General features: G+C 67.5%; 17 protein-coding genes. 14 read left to right on the top strand and 3 right to left on the bottom strand.

All coding sequences use genetic code 11. From position 1 onward, the window contains the following. Window positions 1-92 precede the first annotated feature (92 nt). The 12 genes from mrdA (at window position 93) to WEE69_01470 (ending at window position 14,777) form a co-directional block, all read left to right on the top strand. Window positions 93-2,114 carry a penicillin-binding protein 2 gene (mrdA, locus tag WEE69_01525; GenBank protein MEX1143973.1) on the top strand — a complete coding sequence of 674 codons (2,022 nt, stop codon included), beginning with the start codon at window positions 93-95 and terminating at the stop codon, window positions 2,112-2,114. After that, window positions 2,115-3,302, top strand: a complete 1,188-nt coding sequence (gene rodA, locus WEE69_01520; GenBank protein MEX1143972.1) for a rod shape-determining protein RodA — start codon at window positions 2,115-2,117, stop codon at window positions 3,300-3,302. Between the two features lie 77 nt (window positions 3,303-3,379). Continuing rightward, window positions 3,380-5,326, top strand: coding sequence for a TIGR03960 family B12-binding radical SAM protein (locus tag WEE69_01515; GenBank protein ID MEX1143971.1), 1,947 nt, complete (start codon window positions 3,380-3,382; stop codon window positions 5,324-5,326). Next, a complete protein-coding gene (locus tag WEE69_01510) occupies window positions 5,323-6,159 on the top strand; it encodes a TIGR03936 family radical SAM-associated protein (protein ID MEX1143970.1) in 837 nt (278 codons plus the stop codon). The genes WEE69_01515 and WEE69_01510 overlap by 4 nt, the downstream gene beginning before the upstream one ends. After that, entirely contained in the window at window positions 6,074-7,903 is a 1,830-nt protein-coding gene (locus tag WEE69_01505; protein ID MEX1143969.1) for an Rne/Rng family ribonuclease, read from the top strand. Before WEE69_01510 ends, WEE69_01505 begins: the two co-directional genes overlap by 86 nt. Before the next feature lie 43 nt (window positions 7,904-7,946). Continuing rightward, window positions 7,947-8,258 (top strand): 50S ribosomal protein L21, encoded by a 312-nt coding sequence (rplU, locus tag WEE69_01500; protein ID MEX1143968.1) that lies wholly within the window; start codon window positions 7,947-7,949, stop codon window positions 8,256-8,258. A gap of 65 nt (window positions 8,259-8,323) precedes the next feature. Then, window positions 8,324-8,578 (top strand): 50S ribosomal protein L27, encoded by a 255-nt coding sequence (gene rpmA / locus WEE69_01495; protein MEX1143967.1) that lies wholly within the window; start codon window positions 8,324-8,326, stop codon window positions 8,576-8,578. 72 nt (window positions 8,579-8,650) lie between these two features. Next, window positions 8,651-9,892 (top strand): GTPase ObgE, encoded by a 1,242-nt coding sequence (gene obgE, locus WEE69_01490; protein MEX1143966.1) that lies wholly within the window; start codon window positions 8,651-8,653, stop codon window positions 9,890-9,892. Window positions 9,893-9,894: 2 nt separating this feature from the next. Beyond that, complete coding sequence (gene proB, locus WEE69_01485; protein ID MEX1143965.1) at window positions 9,895-10,986, top strand: glutamate 5-kinase; 1,092 nt, start codon at window positions 9,895-9,897, stop codon at window positions 10,984-10,986. 227 nt (window positions 10,987-11,213) lie between these two features. Continuing rightward, window positions 11,214-12,464 (top strand): glutamate-5-semialdehyde dehydrogenase, encoded by a 1,251-nt coding sequence (locus WEE69_01480; protein MEX1143964.1) that lies wholly within the window; start codon window positions 11,214-11,216, stop codon window positions 12,462-12,464. An 8-nt stretch (window positions 12,465-12,472) separates the two neighbouring features. Then, the gene (locus WEE69_01475) at window positions 12,473-13,360 is read left to right on the top strand and encodes a MoxR family ATPase (GenBank protein MEX1143963.1); all 888 of its coding nucleotides are present in this window, start codon (window positions 12,473-12,475) and stop codon (window positions 13,358-13,360) included. A 1-nt stretch (window position 13,361) separates the two neighbouring features. Further along, complete coding sequence (locus WEE69_01470) at window positions 13,362-14,777, top strand: VWA domain-containing protein (protein ID MEX1143962.1); 1,416 nt, start codon at window positions 13,362-13,364, stop codon at window positions 14,775-14,777. Between the two features lie 9 nt (window positions 14,778-14,786). On the opposite strand, the gene WEE69_01465 is transcribed toward WEE69_01470, so the two are convergent. Beyond that, window positions 14,787-15,437 (bottom strand): hypothetical protein, encoded by a 651-nt coding sequence (locus WEE69_01465; protein MEX1143961.1) that lies wholly within the window; start codon window positions 15,435-15,437, stop codon window positions 14,787-14,789. A 79-nt stretch (window positions 15,438-15,516) separates the two neighbouring features. Between WEE69_01465 and nadD the strand changes: the two genes are divergently transcribed. Both nadD and rsfS read left to right on the top strand, forming a co-directional pair. Then, window positions 15,517-16,107, top strand: a complete 591-nt coding sequence (gene nadD, locus WEE69_01460; protein ID MEX1143960.1) for a nicotinate-nucleotide adenylyltransferase — start codon at window positions 15,517-15,519, stop codon at window positions 16,105-16,107. Window positions 16,108-16,114: 7 nt separating this feature from the next. Then, complete coding sequence (rsfS, locus tag WEE69_01455) at window positions 16,115-16,519, top strand: ribosome silencing factor (GenBank protein ID MEX1143959.1); 405 nt, start codon at window positions 16,115-16,117, stop codon at window positions 16,517-16,519. Here the strand turns inward: rsfS and WEE69_01450 are convergent. After that, window positions 16,504-17,301, bottom strand: a complete 798-nt coding sequence (locus WEE69_01450) for a HisA/HisF-related TIM barrel protein (GenBank protein ID MEX1143958.1) — start codon at window positions 17,299-17,301, stop codon at window positions 16,504-16,506. The two genes, rsfS and WEE69_01450, sit on opposite strands and share 16 nt — an antisense overlap. Beyond that, window positions 17,295-17,906 (bottom strand): imidazole glycerol phosphate synthase subunit HisH, encoded by a 612-nt coding sequence (gene hisH / locus WEE69_01445; GenBank protein MEX1143957.1) that lies wholly within the window; start codon window positions 17,904-17,906, stop codon window positions 17,295-17,297. The genes WEE69_01450 and hisH overlap by 7 nt, the downstream gene beginning before the upstream one ends. Window positions 17,907-17,935 lie beyond the last annotated feature (29 nt).

Below are 17,935 nucleotides of genomic sequence, written 5' to 3'. Positions count from 1 at the left end.
GCCGAAGGCGACCGGCTGCGGGCCGGGTAAGCCGGCCCGCAGGGAGCCGGGGCCCGAGCGGCCTGGTGCACAGCACCGAGAGCGGGGATGAGGTGACAGAAGCCAAGAGCCGAGTCCGCCTCGGCATCATCGGCATCATCGTCATGGCCTTGTTCGCTGGGCTCTTCGCGCGCCTGTGGTTCCTCCAGGTCGCATCGTCCACGAGCTATGCCGCGCAGACCGAGGCGAACCGGGTGCGCATCATCCACGAGACGGCCGTCCGGGGGAGCATCCTCGACCGCAACGGCCGGGTCCTCGTCGTGAGCAGCCTCGTGAACACGATCCAGGTACGGCGCGGGATCACCGACGCAGAGCGCAAGCGCATGGTGCCGAACCTGGCCAAGGCGCTCGGGGTCACCAAGAAGTACATCAACAAGCGCCTCGACAGTGTCCGATACTCGCCGTACCAGCCGGTCCCGATCCAGAACGACGTGGCGTACAAGACGCTCGTCTACATCAAGGAACGCCCCGAGATGTTCCCGAAGGTGGACGCGGTCCGCCGCAGCGTCCGCGAGTACCCGCTCTTCAAGGAGATCGCTCTCATCTATCCCTCGGTGTTCAAGGACACGTCGCCGGCTTCGCACCTTCTCGGCTACGTGGGGGCCGTGAACAAGGACGAGCAGAAGCTGCACGAAGGAGAGGGATACGGGCCCGACGACGTGATCGGGAAGGTGGGTGTCGAGCAAGTCTTCGAGACCGAGCTCCGCGGAAAACCCCGGGCGCGCAAGCTCGAGGTCGACAGCCGCGGTCGCCTCGTTCAGGTTCTGCGCGACGACGCCGCCGATGCCGGCAATGACGTGCAACTCACGCTCGACATCGACGTACAGCGCGTCGCCGAAGAATCACTCGCGCAAGGAATGCGCAAGGCCAGTGGTCTTCGCGACCCGACGATCAAGGACCGATTCAAGACGTACAGCGCGAAGGGTGGCGCCGCGGTCGTGCTGGATGCGAGCGACGGTTCGGTCATCGCGCTCGCGTCCGCACCCACGTTCGACGTGCAGGAGTTCACCGACGGCATCCCCATCGAGAAGTACCAAGCACTGAACGATCCGAAGAGCAACTACCCGCTGCTCAACCGGGCCATCCAGGGTCAGTACGCACCTGGATCCACGTGGAAGCTCTTCACCGCGCTCGCCGGGCTCGAGACCGGTGTGATCGATCCCGAGGAAGTCATCCAAGACAAGGGCGAGATCAAGTTCGGCGTTCCGCCGAACGAGCAGATTTTCAAGAACGCGGGCAAAGAGCGCCACGGCGCCGTGAAGCTCGAGTCGGCAATCCAGATCTCGAGCGACGTCTACTTCTACACGATGGGTTTCCGCTTCTTCCGCGCGTTCGAGAAGGGCAATCGTGCCACGGGGTATTCGGTCCAGCGCCTCGCGCGGCGCTTCGGCTTCGGCACCAAGACCGGCATCGGTCTCCCCGACGAACACGTCGGCCGCATCCCGAACCAGAGGTACAAGGCCCGCATCAACAAGAACAACTCCGACGGGTCGACGAGGGTGTGGCTGCCGGGTGACAGCGCGGCGCTGGCGGTCGGCCAGGGCGACTTGCTCGTGACGCCGCTCCAGCTCGCCGCGGGGTATGCGGCCTTCGTGAACGGCGGCAAGCTCTATCAACCGCGGCTCGCGCAGAGCATCCTCACTCCGGGCCGGGCGTCGATCCTGCGCGAGCTGCCCCCGCAAGAGCTCGGCGACATCAACCTCGATCCCGAGGTCCGCCAGCTGGTCATGAACGGGCTGAAGAACGCGGTCATCGGCATCGGAACGGCGGCGCCAGCCTTCTCGGGGATCTCGTTGCCCGCGGGGTGGCAGGCGGCCGGCAAGACCGGCACCGCCGAGGTGTTCGGCAGGCAGGACACCTCGGTGTTCGTCGGCATCGTCAACCCCGACCCGCCGGAGGGGGCGGACCCCGCCGACTTCCCGCAATACGTCGTGGTCGTGTTCGTCGAGGAGGGTGGCAACGGCGGCTCGGTGGCCGCGCCGATCACCAAGCGAATCATCCAGGCGCTGGCCGGCGAGAAGGATCCACCCGAGGTCCGACTCATCCCGCCGAAGAACCCGGGAGGCGACCGCTAGATGGCGCACGTCCACCTCGAGCGTCAGCGGCACCACCGGCGCACGATGCGTGCCGCCGGCCTAGGTACCGACCGCTCCGGGCGCGCACTCGCCGACTCCGAGCTGGCCGGGCGTCTCGACTGGATCCTGCTCGTCGCGTGCGCGCTGATCGCGATCTTCGGGCTGCTCATGGTGTACTCGGCGAGCCGCAACCGGGTCGACGACCAGTACTACTTCGTGACCCGCCAGGCCGTGGCGCTGATGCTCGGCATCGGCGTGTTCGTGTGGCTGCTGCGCATCGACTACCGGAAGTTCCGCGACTTCTCGATGCTCGCGTACGTGCTGACGGTCGCGGCACTCTTCTTCGTGCTCACGCCGATCGGATCGGCGGCGGGTGGTGCGACGTCGTGGTACGAGCTCCCGTTCAACTTCCAGCTGCAGCCTGCGGAGTTCGCCAAGTTCGGGCTCATCGTCGCGCTGGCCGGCTACGTGAACGAGCACCGCGGTGACATCGATCCCTGGCGGTTGACCGTCATCATCACGCTGGCGCTGGTACCGCTCGGGCTCGTGCAGCTCCAGCCTGACCTCGGGACGAACATGGTCCTGATGGCGATCGTCATCGGCCTGCTCGCGGTCGCGGGTGTCCGGGGTCGGTACCTCTTGATCCTCGGGCTGCTGTCGATCACCTCCATCTATGCGGTGATCGAGGTGGGCGTCCTCCAGGAGTATCAGCTCGACCGACTCGCCGTGTTCCAAGACACCCAGAACGCGACCCAGGGCTCTGCGTACAACGTGAAGCAAGCCACCGCGGCGCTGGGAGCCGGCGGCCTGGACGGGCAGGGGTACCTCAACGGATCGCAGACCCGCCTCGGCTTCGTGCCCGAGCAGCACACCGACTTCATCTTCACGGCCGTGGGAGAAGAGTTCGGGTTCCTCGGCGCCGGGACCCTGATCCTCCTCTTTTGCATCGTGCTGTGGCGGACCTGGCGAATAGCCCAGCTCGCACGCGACTTCTACGGAACCCTCGTGTGCGCGGGTGTGCTGGCGATGTTCACGTTCATGATCTTCGAGAACATCGGCATGACGCTCAACATGATGCCGGTCGCTGGCATCCCACTCCCGTTCATGAGCTACGGCGGCTCGGCCATGCTCACGTGCTGCGCCTGCATGGCCCTCGTACAGAACGTCTACGCGAACCGGTTCAACTAGCGGCGCGAAGGTCGGGCGATCCCTCCCCCCGCACCACAGTGAGCCCGTCCCGGCCACGAAGTAGACTGCAGAGGCAAATGACCGACCTGTGGCCGAGGATCGAGCCTCTTTTGGCCAGGGTGGAGAAGCCCGCTCGCTACATCGGAATGGAGCGGGGATCGCAGCGGCCGGGATACCGGCCCGATCAAGTCTCCTGGCTTCTCGTCTATCCCGATACCTACGAGATCGGCCTCCCCAACCAGGGGCTCCAGATCCTCTACGAGATCCTCAACGAGCGCGACGACGCATCAGCCGAGCGCGCCTACGCGCCGTGGACCGATCTCGAGTCGGAGCTGCGAACGAACGGAGTGCCGCTCTTCTCGGTGGACACCCATCGGGACGCCGGCTCCTTCGACATCTTGGGGTTCAACCTTTCGGCCGAGCTCGTCTACACGAACCTCTTGAGCTGCATCGATCTCGCCGGGCTTCCCGTGCGTGCCGAGGCGCGCGGTCCCGAGCACGCGATCGTCGTCGCCGGCGGACATTGCTCGTACAACCCCGAGCCGCTCGCCGACTTCGTGGACGCCTTCGTGATCGGCGACGGCGAAGAGGTGGCGGGGGAGATCACCGAGGTGGTGGCCGCCTGGAAGCGCGCCGGGCGTACCAGCCGTGAGGCCGTGCTCAGGGAGCTCGCGGGCATCTCGGGCGTGTACGTGCCGTCGATGTACGACGTGGAGTTCGACGGCCCGGCGTTGCGGGCGATCACGCCTCGCTTCGCCGACGTCCCCGCGGTCGTCGACAAGCGCACCGTTGCGGATCTGGGCGAGTGGCCGTACCCCAAGCAGCAGCTGGTCCCGATCGTGGAGGTCGTCCACGACCGGTTGAACGTCGAGATCTTCCGCGGGTGCACCCGCGGGTGTCGCTTCTGCCAGGCCGGGATGATCACGCGACCGGTGCGCGAGCGCCCGTGGGAGCAAGTCCGCACCATGGTGCGAGAAGGACTTCGGCGCACCGGCTACGACGAGGTTGCACTCACGTCACTTTCGAGCGCCGACTTCTCGGGTATCGACGGGCTCGTGGCCGATCTGGTGAATACCCAGGAGGGCACCGGCTGCGTGAGTCTCTCGTTGCCGTCGCTGCGCGTTGACGCGTTCACGGTCGGTCTGGCGAGCGAGATCCAGAAGGTTCGGCGAACCGGCCTCACGTTCGCTCCTGAGGCGGGAACGTGGCGACTGCGGCAGGTGATCAACAAGCTCATCACGGAGGCTGATCTGTACGCCGCGGTCGAAGGTGCGTACGCGCAGGGTTGGCGGCGCGTGAAGCTGTACTTCCTCACCGGTCTCCCGACAGAGATGGACGACGACACCCTCGGCATCGCCGAGCTCGCGCGCAACGTCGTCGACATCGGGCGCCGGTACACGAAGGGTGCGTCGTGCACGGCGTCGCTCGGCGGATTCGTGCCCAAGCCTCACACACCATTCCAATGGTTCGGGCAGAACGGTGTCGATGAGCTGCGACGCAAGGTGCACCTGCTCCGAGACGCGCTGCCGAAGAAGTCGGGTGTGCAGATGCGATGGCACGATCCCGAGGCAACATTCGTCGAGGGCATCGCGAGCCGCGGTGACAGGAGAATCGGTCGTGTCATCGAGCGGGTGTGGCGAGCTGGCGGCACCTTCCAAGAGTGGGGCGAGCACTTCAACTTCTCGCTCTGGGTCGACGCGATGGCAGCAGAGGGCCTCGACGCCGACTGGTACGTGACGCGGCACCGAACCGCGGACGAGGTGCTGCCGTGGGATCACATCTCCGCCGGGCTGCACCGCGACTTCCTGTGGCAGGACTGGCAGGCCGCACTCGCCGAGCACGGCCTTCCCGACTGCCGCTGGACTCCCTGCTACGACTGCGGTGTATGCACGGACTACGCGCTCGAGCATGTCGTCGCATCGCCCGTGGCCCCAGCGGGAGGGAGCCAGGGCACCGGCCAGGACCTCGCCAGGGGCGGCGACGTCCCCGTCGTGTTGCGTTCGCGCGAGGGAGCGCGACGATGAGAGGTGACGTGGGCTTCCCGGTGCGATTGCGCTTCACGAAGGTCGGCAAGGTGAGGTTCGTGTCACACCGCGACGTGGCGCGGGCGCTCGAGCGGGCGTTCCGCATCGAACAGCTCCCGCTGGCGTTCACACTTGGTTTCTCGCCGCGTCCGAAGGTGAGCTTCGGCCTCGCACTCGGTGTCGGCCACGAGAGCGTCGCCGAGTACCTCGATCTCGAGCTGGCCGATGCGGTCGATGTGGACGCGCTGCCCGCGCGGATCTCGCCGGCGCTGCCTGACGGCATCGACGTGGCCGGCGCGTGCGACCTCACGGGACGCGCACCCTCGCTCCAAGAGGCGGTGACGGCGGTCGAGATCGAGCTCCGACTGGTGGACGTTGACGCTGCCGTCCTCACCGAAGCTGTGGAACGAGTATTGAGCGCCGACACACTCCCGACCACGACGACGCGCAAAGGGCGTACTGTCGTGGAAGATCTCCGTCCCGCACTGCGGAGCCTGGTCGTGCACGCAGACGACGGGACCCCCGTGGTGCATGCCGATGTCAACACACAACCCCGAGGCCTTCGACCTGCCGACCTTGTTACCGCTCTCCGCGACCTTGCGGCGCCCGCTGACGGGGTCGGCGAGGACCGGGTGCTCCGGACCCATCAATGGATCGAACGCGACGGCGCGCGGCTGGAACCGCTGGAAGCCGATCGTGCGACGCGCACCGCGACGCGGCTGCGCGTGACGAGCAAAGGACTGACCAATGACCGACGAGACCACTCCGGAGGCGACGGCCTCCGAGCCGACGAGCCCGGAACCCCAAGCGCCGGAACCCGCCGCATCGCCTGACGCAACATCTCCCAACGGCGACGCGACTGCACGTAAGCGCCGTCGGCGCGGCTCGCGCGGTGGCCGAAACCGCCGGAAGCCCGCGGGCGCCCGCCCGCCCGCCGGCGAGGGCATTGGCGAGGACTGGAACGACCCGGCCGCAGACCGCGGCCTGACTGCGGAAGACCTTGCCGCGGATGCACGCGAGGACGCGGGCCTTCCCGCGACCACGCCGACGGCGGCCCGACCGAAGATCGGCGACAGCCGTCCGGCGCCAGCGGCGGCCGGAGCAACGCCCAAGACCGGACGCCGCCGCCGTCGTGGTGGCCGCGGCCGCAACAAGGGCGCCGCGGCGCCCGCCCCGACAAGCGGGCGCGACGACGTCGTGCACGCGGACCTGGGGGTCGGTGACGCGGTTGCACTTGAGGATCTCGACGAGGAGACGCTCGCCCGCCGGCGCGGGCGTACGCGCAAGGGCCGGCCTGCAGGGCGGTATCTCATGTGCGTACACGTCCGAGATGACCGCCACACCCACATCGCGCTCCTCGAGGGCCGGGTGCTGGTTGAGCACGAAGTCGCCACCGCCGAGCGCGACGAGGCGATGTCCATCGACGGCAACATCTACCTCGGACGCGTCCAGAACGTTCTGCCGGGCATGGAAGCGGCCTTCATCGACATCGGCACGCCCAAGAACGGGGTGCTATATCGCGGCGATGTCGCCTACGACCCCGATGAGGTCGAGGAGAAGCAGCCGCGCATCGAACGGCTGCTCAAGAACGGCCAATCGATCGTGGTGCAAGTCACCAAGAACCCGATCGGCGCCAAAGGCGCCCGGCTGACGCAAGAGGTGAGCCTCGCCGGACGCTTCGTCGTGATGGTTCCGAGCCAGCCGAGCACGTACGGCATCTCGAAGCGGCTCCCCGACGACGAGCGCAAGCGGCTCCGCCGCGTGCTCGAAGACCTGCGGCCGCCCGACGCGGGGTTGATCGTCCGGACCGCGGCCGAAGGTGCCACGGCGGAGGAGCTCGAGCGCGACGTGCGCCGGCTGCGCGAGCAGTGGGATCAGATCTCCGCGTTGGCGGATCGGTCGAAGCCCGCGCGGCTGCTGTACCAGGAGCCGCCGCTGGTGACGCGCCTGCTGCGTGAGGAGTTCACCAAGGAGTACCGCGGCGTCCTGATCGATGATCACGCGCTGTACGAGGAGATCCACTCGTACGTGGAGGCGATCGCGCCCGAGCTGGCGGATCGCATCGAGTACTACGACGCCGAGGAGGAGGGGATCCCACTCTTCGAGCGTCACCACGTCCACGAGCAGCTCCTCAAGGCGCTCGACCGGAAGGTGTGGCTGCCGTCCGGCGGTTCGATCGTGATCGAGCGCACCGAAGCGCTCACGGTCGTCGACGTGAATACGGGGAAGAACGTCGGCAAGTCCAACCTCGAAGAGACCGTGTTCCGGAACAACCTCGAAGCTGCCGACGAGGTCGCTCGCCAGCTTCGGCTTCGCGACATCGGCGGCATCATCGTGATCGACTTCATCGACATGGAGATCAGGCCGAACCGCGATGCCCTCGTCAAGGCGTTCCGAGACGCACTCGCCCGTGACAAGACGCGAACGCAGGTGTTCGACGTCTCGGAGCTGGGGCTGGTCGAGATGACCCGAAAGCGAGTCTCCGAAGGCCTCGTGGAGTCGGTCAGTGCTACCTGCTCGATGTGCAACGGCCGTGGCTACATCATCGACGAGGCCCTACTCGAGGAGCTGCAGTAATATGACCTGTTCCCCCAGGATCTAGCGAGCGAGGCAGACGCGCATGTACGCAGTCATCCGCACCGGCGGCAAGCAGTACCGGGTCGAAGCTGGCCAGCGAGTCGAGGTCGAGCGCGTCGGTACGGAGCCGGGTGGTGTGGTCGAGCTGGCACCCGTGCTGCTCGTCGACGGTAAGAAGGTGCTCGCGTCCCCCAGCCAGCTGGGCAAGGCGACCGTCAAGGCTCGAGTGGTCGAAGAGACCAAGGGGCCCAAGATCAACGGCTTCACGTACAAGCCCAAGTCGAACAACCGGCGCCGGTGGGGTCACCGGCAGCACTACTCGCTGCTCGAGATCACCGAGATCACCCCGGGCTAGAGGCGAGCGCCCGCGGCGCAGGTATCCTGCGACGCAGGCACCGAGAGCGGAATCGGGAGACTGAGATGTCGAAGAAGAAGGGCGCAGCCTCATCCCGCAATGGGCGCGACTCCGCCGCGCAGCGGCTCGGCGTCAAGGTGCACTCGGGGACGGAGGTGCGCGCCGGCGCGATCATCGTTCGCCAGCGCGGCACGGTGTTCCACCCGGGTGAGAATGTTGGTCGCGGTGGAGACGACACCCTGTTCGCAACCGCCGACGGCGTCGTGCAGTTCGGCCGCCGCCGCGGCCGCAAGCTCGTCGATGTCACGAGGCCTGCATAGATCACCAAATTTGCGTCGCTGCGCCGCAATAGTTCCGGTGCAGCGACGCAAGATTGTGGTTTCCTGAGTCACATGGCGCAGTCTTCGTTTGTTGACGAGGTCCAGGTCAATCTGCGCGGGGGGGATGGGGGCGCGGGCGCGATGTCGTTTCGGCGTGAGGCGCACGTGCCGAAGGGCGGGCCTGACGGGGGTGACGGTGGCAAGGGCGGTGACGTGATCGTGCGGGCCGACCGCAACACCGCTTCGCTCCTCTCCTTTCGTGACCACCCACACCGAAGGGCGGACTCGGGGAAGCACGGCGCGGGCAAGCAGCGCCACGGCAAGCGCGGTGTCGATCTGGTCGTCACCGTGCCCGAGGGCACGATGATCCGAGACCGCGATGGCACGCCGATCGCAGACCTCGTGGGCCATGGCGACTCCTATGTGGCCGCGCAGGGCGGCCGCGGAGGTCGCGGCAACGCTCGCTTCCTGTCCAACGCGCGTCGCGCACCGGGGTTTGCCGAGCAGGGCGAATACGGCGAGGAGCGCTGGCTGCGCTTCGAGGTGAAGCTGCTCGCTGACGCGGCACTCGTCGGCTTCCCGAACGCGGGCAAGTCCACCCTGATCTCGAGCGTGAGCGCGGCCAAGCCCAAGATCGCCGACTATCCGTTCACGACGCTCGAGCCGCACCTTGGTGTGGTTCGACGCGACGGGCGCGAGCTCGTGCTCGCCGACATCCCCGGCCTCGTCGAGGGTGCGGCCGAGGGCCGCGGGCTCGGCCACCAGTTCCTGCGGCACGTGGAGCGGGCGCGTGTGCTCGTGCTGTTGCTCGACCTCGCGAGCGCCGAGGGGCACACACCCGAGGAACAGGAGCGGGTGCTGATCGGGGAGTTGGAGCGCTACCAACCCGAGCTCCTCACTCGCCCCCGCCTCGTCGTGGGCACGAAGGCCGACGTCGCGCAGGTCCCGTTCGATGGTCGCCGGATCTCCGCGGTGACGCACGACGGCCTCGACGAGCTCATGGGGACGCTTGGGGAGATGGTCGAGCAAGCGCGTGCCGTCGAGCCCGAGCGCGAGGGCTTCGTGGTGCTCCGCCCCGCAGAAGACGGCTTCTCCCTTGTCCGGGACGACGACGGTGCATGGCGCGTGGAAGGCCGCGCGGCCGAGAGAATTGTGGCGATGGCCGATCTCACCAACGCCGAAGCGCTGGCGTATGTGCACCACCGGTTTCGTCGCATGGGGGTCGAACGCGCGCTGGCGAGAGCCGGCGCTCAGGAAGGCGACGCCGTGCGCATCGGCAAGGTGGAGCTCGAGTACGTCGAGGGGTTCCAGTAGGGATGGGCGTGACCGCGGTGGTCAAGGTGGGCACGTCCTCGATCACGGCTGAGACCGGTGAGCTCGACGATGCCTCGGTGGCGAAGCTGTGCGGAGAAGTTGCTATCGCCCGAGAGCGCGGTCACGAGGTCGTGCTCGTGTGCTCCGGCGCCATCGCGGCAGGGCTCCCAGTGCTGGGCATGCTCGAACGACCGACCGACGTCGGCGTCCTGCAAGCCGTGGCCGCGGTTGGTCAGCCTCGCCTGATGGAGCGGCTCGGCACCGTGCTGGCCGGATACGGGCTCGTGAGCGGCCAGGTCCTCCTCACCGCGCATGATTTCGGTGAGCGTGACCAGTACCTGCACGCGCGCGCAACGTTGCGACGCTTGCTCGATCTCGGGGTCGTACCAGTCGTGAACGAGAACGACACGGTCGCGGATGACGAGATCCGTTACGGTGACAACGACCGATTGGCGGCGCTGGTCGCGAACCTCGTGAGCGCCGACGTGCTCGTGCTGCTCACAGACACGACAGGTCTCCACACGGCAGATCCGCGCCTCGACGCGGAAGCGTCGCTGATCGAGGAGATCGTTGAAGTGGACGCCGCGCTCGAGGCGGTTGCCGGTGGAGCGGGAACGGTGCGTGGGAGCGGTGGCATGGCGAGCAAGCTCGCAGCAGCCAAGATCGCCGCGTGGTCAGGTGTGCGGGTCGTCATCGCGGCCACCGAAATCTCCGGCGTGGTGCCGGATGCCATCGAAGGGCGCGCCGTCGGCACCGCGGTGCACCCACGAGCTGATCGTCTCCCGAGCCGCAAGCTCTGGATCGCCTTCGCCCGCGGCGCCACCGGCCGAGTGCTCGTCGACGCCGGCGCCAAGCGGGCGTTGTGTGACGACAACCGCTCACTGCTGCCGGCCGGGGTCACCGCGGTCGAAGGCCGCTTCGATCCTGGCGACGCCGTCGAAGTCTCCGACGTGCACGGCCGGCCATTCGCCAAAGGCATCACCCGCTACTCGTCCCAAGCCTTGGCCAGCGCCGCGGGCAAGAAGACGAAGGATCTGCCCGACGGATCCCCAACCGAGGCCATCCACAAAGACGACCTGGTGGTTCTCCCGTAGCGGGGAGGGCTTGCCCTCCCCGCGCCAGGTGGGCAGACTTCCCGCCACGCTCGTCGTCGACCGACGGGGGGAGGGCCACCCGCATCGGGGGGCTCCAGACGGTCGACGCGTGCGCGGGGGGTGCGAGGCCGCCGCCGGCGGCACGCCCGTGATGGCGCGGCCTCGCCCCACCCGCAAATCCTGTTTCCACAAGGGCGCTGAGAACCTCGCCGGTACACTGATTGCTCATGCCGACGTCCGTTGACGAGCTCGCGCGCCGTTCGAAGGTGGCGAGCCGCCGGATGGCCGGCGCTGGCACCGACGACAAGAACGCGGCGCTCCTCGCCGCGGCCGACCTGCTGCTCGAGCGAGCCCCCGACGTGCTCGCGGCCAACACGGCCGACCTCGATGCAGCCGCGGCCGACGGCGTGGACGCGGGCCCACTCGACCGTTTGCGGCTCACCGAGGAGCGTCTCGTCGGCATGGCGGACGGGCTTCGGAACGTCGCGGCCCTCACCGACCCGGTAGGCGAGGTGCTCGACGGTTGGCGTCGCCCCAACGGGCTGCGGATCGAGCGTGTCCGTGTGCCCCTCGGCGTGATCGCGATCATCTACGAGAATCGCCCGAACGTCACGAGCGACGCCGCAGGTCTGTGTCTGAAATCGGGGAATGCCGCGCTGCTGCGTGGATCCGGGACGGCGCTGCGCTCGAACCTCGCCATTACCGAAGTGCTGCGCGACGCGTTGCAGAAGGTCGGCCTGCCGGAAGACGGTGTCATCGCCGTCGACGATGTCGACCACGACGCCGCGTTGCGCCTGATGCAACTGACCGATTTCATCGACTGCCTCGTGCCGCGCGGTGGGCCCGACCTCATCAGGACCATTCGCGAGCACGCGACCGTCCCCGTCGTGATCGACGGCGACGGCAACTGTCACGTGTACGTCGATGCGGCCGCAGACCTCGACGAGGCGTTCGAGATCGTCCTCAACGCCAAGACCCAGCGCACGAGCGTCTGCAACGCGGCGGAGTCCCTCGTGGTTCACGAGGCAGTCGCTGACGTCTTCCTGCCGCGGGTGTGCGCCGCCTTGGCCGAACGCGGCGTCCAGCTGCTCGGCGACGACGGAGCACGCGCCAGGTGGTCGGACATGGCACCCGCAACCGACGCCGACTTCGGGCAGGAGTTCCTCGACTTGAAGCTCACGGTCGCGGTCGCCGCCGATCTTGACGCCGCGATCGACCACGTGAACCAGTTCGGCACCGGTCACACCGAGGCGATCCTGACCGAGGACGTCGATGCGGCCCGACGGTTCACCGACGAAGTCGACGCGGCTGTCGTGATCGTCAACGCGTCCACACGTTTCACCGACGGTGAGCAGTTCGGGCTCGGCGCCGAGATCGGAATCTCCACCCAGAAGCTACACGCGCGCGGCCCGATGGGTCTGCGCGAGCTCACGACGTACAAGTACGTCGTGTGGGGCGACGGTCAGATCCGCGAGTAGGGAGCAGCGTGGCGAACCGTTTCGAATCGGTCCCCGAGGTCATCGAGCGTCTCCGAGGCGTCGACTACCTCTCCGACAACAACATCGCGGGGGTGGTGTACCTCGCCGACCGGCTCGAGAAGCCGGTGCTGGTCGAGGGTCCTGCCGGCGTTGGAAAGACGGAGCTGGCCAAGGCGATCGCGCAGAGCACCGGCGCGCGGCTCATCCGCCTCCAGTGCTACGAGGGCCTCGACGAGTCCAAGGCGCTCTACGAGTGGAACTACAAGAAGCAGCTGCTGCGCATCCAATCCGACCGGGAGCACGAGACGAGCTGGAGCGAGGTCGAGAGCGATATCTTCTCGGAGCCTTTCCTGCTCACGCGACCGCTGCTCGAGGCGATCCGGGCCGAAGAGCCGATCGTGCTGCTGATCGACGAGGTGGACCGCGTCGAGATCGAGACCGAGGCGTTGTTGCTCGAGGTGCTCTCCGACTTCCAAGTGTCGATCCCGGAGTTGGGCACGATCAAGGGCAACCAGATCCCAGTGGTCATCCTCACGTCGAACAACACGCGCGAGCTGTCGGAGGCGCTGAAGCGCCGGTGTCTCTATCTCCACGTCGACTACCCCGACCTCGAGCGCGAGAAGGACATCGTTCGCGTTCGCGTGCCCGAGATCGACGATGAGCTCGCCGAGCAGGTCGCTCGGGTTGTGCGTTCGATCCGTGAGCTCGAGCTGAAGAAGGCACCTTCGATCTCCGAGACGATCGACTGGGCGCGCACGCTGCTCTACCTGGGCAAGAAGGAGATCTCGCCGGAGGTCATCGGCGACACGTTGCACGTCTTGCTCAAGTACCAGAGCGACATCACGAAGGCGCGCAAGGAACTCGTGCCCGAGGAGCCCACCGCCGCGAGGTCCTGACATGTTGGACGTCTTGCAGGGTTTCGTGCACGAGCTCCGGGCCGCGGGGCTGCCCGTCTCGATGACCGAGAACCTCGACGCTATGCGCGCGGTCGAGCATGTGCAGATCGCCGACCGTGACATCTTCAAAGCCGCCCTCGGCGCCACCCTCGTGAAGCATCATCACCATTGGAACGCGTTCGAAACGGTCTTCGACGTGTACTTCTCGCTGTACTCACCCGGAGTCGACGGTGAAGGCGGGGTCGACGACGAGCTCTGGGAGGCGCTTGCCAACGAGGCGTCCGGTGGTGGTGCCGGTAGCGACATGTCGCGAGAAGAGCTCGCGGCGATGCTCCTCGAAGCGCTCATGTCGATGGACCGTGACGAGTTGCGCCGGCTCGCGGCGATGGCGGTCAGCGCGTTCGCCGGGATGGAGCCGGGCCGGCCGGTCGGCGGTACGTATTACCTCTACCGGACGCTGCGCCAGCTCGACCTCGACGATCTCGGTGCCCGACTCATGGGGCGAGCCCAGGAAGCCGGCGCGGTGCCGGAAGACGAGCTCGCGCAGCGGTTGCAGCGGGAGGAGTTCGACGATCGCCTCCGAACATTGCGGGAGCTGGTCGAGGCCGAGATCCGGCGACGCTTGGTCGCCGATCGGGGCGTCGACGCGATGGCGCGGACGCTCCGCAAGCCGTTGCCCGAAGATGTGGACTTCATGCACGCGTCGCGCGACGAGATGCTCGCGCTCCAGCGGGCGATCTATCCGCTGACCCGGACGCTCGCCGCGCGCCTCGCGCAGCGCCGTCGGCGCCGGCATCGGGGCCATCTCGACTTCCGGCGCACCGTGCGAGCGTCGCTCTCGTACGGCGGAGTGCCGGCCGAACCGAAGTTCCGCAACCCTCACCCTTCGAAGCCCGAGATCATGGTCGTGGCTGACATCTCGGGGTCGGTCGCGAGCTTTGCCCGCTTCACACTGCAGTTCGTCTACGCGATGGCGAGCCAGTTCTCGAAAGTCCGCTCGTGGGTGTTCATCGATGGCATCGATGAGGTCACGCGCTTCTTCCAGGAGTCCGATGACGTCACCGAGGCGGTGCACCGGGTGAACACCGAGGCCGACGTGGTGTGGGTCGACGGTCACTCCGACTACGGACATGCCCTCGAGGTGTTCCATAACAACCACCTCAAGGAGATCACGCCGAAGTCGTCGATCATCCTCCTCGGTGACGCGCGCAACAACTACCACGCACCCCAAGCGTGGGTGCTCGACGCGCTGCGCAAGCGCGCCAAGCACCTCTATTGGCTGAACCCGGAGCCGCGTGGCTACTGGGACACCGGAGACTCCGTGATCGCCGAGTACGCGCCGCACTGCGACGGCGTCTACGAGTGCCGCAACCTGCGCCAGCTCGAGCGCTTCGTCACCACGATCGCCGAGGGCTGAGCGCTCTCGTCAGTCGCGCAGCAGGGTCCAGGCGCGGTCGGCGATCCGGGCGAGCGCGAGGAGCTGAACGCGCTCGCGCCGGCGGAACGGGTGCCCGGCGCGACCCACCAGCAACGTCGATGCGTGGTCGACGAGCGCGGCGACCGCCAGGTCCTCGGGACCGGTGGTTCCGTCCGCGACCCGTGGTGACGCGGTCGTCCCGGCTGCCAGCGCGGCGAGAAGCTCCGGTGGCGGATGCGCGTCGCCGCTCGCCGCCACGACCGCACCGTCATTGACGAGGGCCGTCCAATCTGCGAGGAACTCGCGGCGCGTGTGCGCGAGCAACGTCTGTTGGAGGCTGTCGACGGAGCCGGCCTCGCACAGCAGGGCGGCCGACTCGAGCGCGTCGAGACGAGGGTCGGGAAACGCCTCGACGAGTCGAACCTCCTCGACCGACGCGCCGTCGACCTGCTCGATCTCGCGGACGAGCAGGTCCACGAGGGCCTCGTCCCGGAGCAGCACCGCGAACTCGTCAACCGCGATGTCGTTCCCACGTTCGAGCACGTCGATGCCAACGATGTCGCCACCAACTGAGCCAATCCGGGACGCGACCAGTCCGAGCGCGCCAGGGCGGTCGGGCAGCCAGACACGAACCAGCAGGTTCGCCGCCTCGTCGCTCACGGATCGCGAGGCTAGGCCCGGTGCGTTTCCGGCGTGTGATCGGAAGATGAACCCAAAGCGCGCCCCGTACACTGCCGCGGTGGCCGAGCGGAGCGAGCGCGTGGGCGTGCTCGGCGGCACCTTCGACCCGGTCCACGCAGGGCATGTCGTCGCTGCCGTCGACGCTCGGGCGACGTTGCGCCTCGATCGGGTGCTCTTCGTCGTGGCTGGCGATCCCTGGCAGAAGCGCGGTCGCGTCGTCGCGTCGGCCGCGGACCGACTTGCGCTCGTCGAGCTCGCCGTGGCTGGCGTCGAGGGACTCGAGGCCAATGCGCTCGAAGTCGAGCGCGCCGGACCCTCGGTCACGGCGGACACGTTGGAGGTGCTCGTCGCGCCCGGGCGCGAGCTGTTCCTGCTGCTCGGTGCCGACGCAGTCGCCAACATGACGACGTGGAAGCGGCTTGACGACACGCGGTCACTCGCGACCATCGTGGTGATCGAACGAGACGGCGAGCATGCGGAGCCACCCGGACGCGGATGGAACGTCGAGCACCTGCCGATCCCGCGGCTCGAGGTGTCGTCCACCGACGTGCGCGACCGGCTTGCTCAGGGTCGCCCGATCGACGGTCTCGTGCCCACGGCCGTCGTGAGCGCCATCGAGGAACGCGGCCTCTACACTGGCGGGCGATGACGACGGGATGGCGAGCCGCTTGAGCAGCTCGCAATCCGACGCGCGTGATCGTGCACTCATTGCCGTAGGTGCTGCCGCCGCCAAGAAGGGCGAAGACATCGCGGTCCTCGAAGTTGGCGAGATCATCAGCATCATCGACTACTTCGTGCTGGTGAGCGCTTCGAACACACGCCAAGTGCGCACGATCGTGGACGAGGTCGAGGACGTGATGCGCGAGCACGACGGCTCGCGTCCGATTGGTGTCGAGGGGCTCGCCGACGCCACGTGGGTGCTGCTCGACTACGCCGACGTCGTCGTCCACGTGTTCCTCGAAGCAACCCGCACGTACTACGACCTCGACCGCCTCTGGGCCGACGCCCCGCGAGTGCCGATCGCGGTGGAGTCCGCCCCGGTTCCTCAAGCGTCGAGGTAGGGCCGAACTGGCACGCCGCGTGTGACGAGCGCGTCTTTCAGCTCCCGCACGCCTGGGTTCCGCTCGAAGCGAGGCGAGTACAGGATCGAGCTGATGATCGCTGCCTGCGCTTTGCCCTTCGTCATCCCGTCGGCGATGTGGTCGACGTTGCCGGCGCCACCGGATGCGATGACCGGCACGTTGACGGCGTCTGCCACCGCGCTCGTGATGCCGAGGTCGTAGCCGGAGGCGGTGCCGTCACGATCGATGCTGTTCACGACGATCTCGCCCGCGCCGAGCTCTTCACCGCGCCGAACCCAGTCCAGCGCGTCCATGCCCGTGGCCTCTCGGGCGCCGTCGATGAACACCTCGTACCCGCTCGGGAGTCCGTCTCGAACGCCGACCCGCTTCACTTGCGTGCTCAGGACGACGCATTGACGGCCGAACGCCTCGGCTCCCTGTCGGATGATGTCGGGGTTGCGGACGGCCATCGAGTCCACGCTGATCTTTTCGGCTCCGGCTTTGAGCACCTCGAACATGTCGTCGACCGAGCGGATGCCGCCACCGACTGTGAACGGAACGAACACGTGCTGCGCGACGCGGCGAACGGTGTCGAGGTCGATCTTTCGGCGTTGCGCGCTCGCGGTGATGTCGTAGAAGACGATCTCGTCGATCTGGTCCTCGTAGAGGCGCTGCGCCAGTTCCTCGGCCGGGGCGACGTCGATGTTGTCCTGGAACTGCTGGGCCTTGGTGACGCGCCCGTCGATCACATCGAAGCACGCGATCAGCCGCTTCGTCAGCACGCCGCGTCCCAACGCGCAAACGCGGCGAGGAGGCCGAGGCCAATCGGGCCGCTCTTCTCGGCGTGGAATTGCGTAGCGACGATGTTGTCGTGCGCGACGATCGAGCAGAATTCGAGTGTGTACTCGGTGTCTCCGAGGACGTCATGGTCGTCGTCGGGCACCGCGTAGTACGAGTTGACGAAATAGCAGTGCCCGCCGTCGGGGAAGTCCGCAGTGAGTGGGTGCGCGCGGCGAACCCGCACGGCGTTCCAGCCGATCTGAGGGACGCGCGCCGTAGCCGGGAACTGACGCACGCGACCGGGAACCCAGCCGAGGCCAGGGGTATCGCTCTCTTCCGAGTGGTCGAACAGGATCTGGAGCCCGATGCAGATGCCGAGGAACGGCACGCGGTCGTCCTGCACGCGCGACGTGAGGCTCTCGAGCAGACCCGACTCGGACAACGAGTCGAGCGTCGCTCGAGCCGCCCCGACGCCCGGCAGGACGATGCGATCCGAAGCAGCGACTTGCTCGGCCGTGGTCACGAGCTCGTGCTCGATCCCGAGTCGCGCCAAGGCGTACCCGACACTTGGCGCGTTGCCAGCCCGGTAGTCGACGATCCCGATCATGAGCGGCGAGTCTACGGAGCCAACTCCGG

The sequence above is a fragment of the Acidimicrobiia bacterium genome (genome assembly GCA_040881685.1).
Lineage (GTDB): Bacteria > Actinomycetota > Acidimicrobiia > IMCC26256 > PALSA-555 > SHVJ01.
The sequence above is the reverse complement of the archived record's forward strand: the minus strand, read 5'-3'. Positions and strand labels throughout refer to the sequence as shown.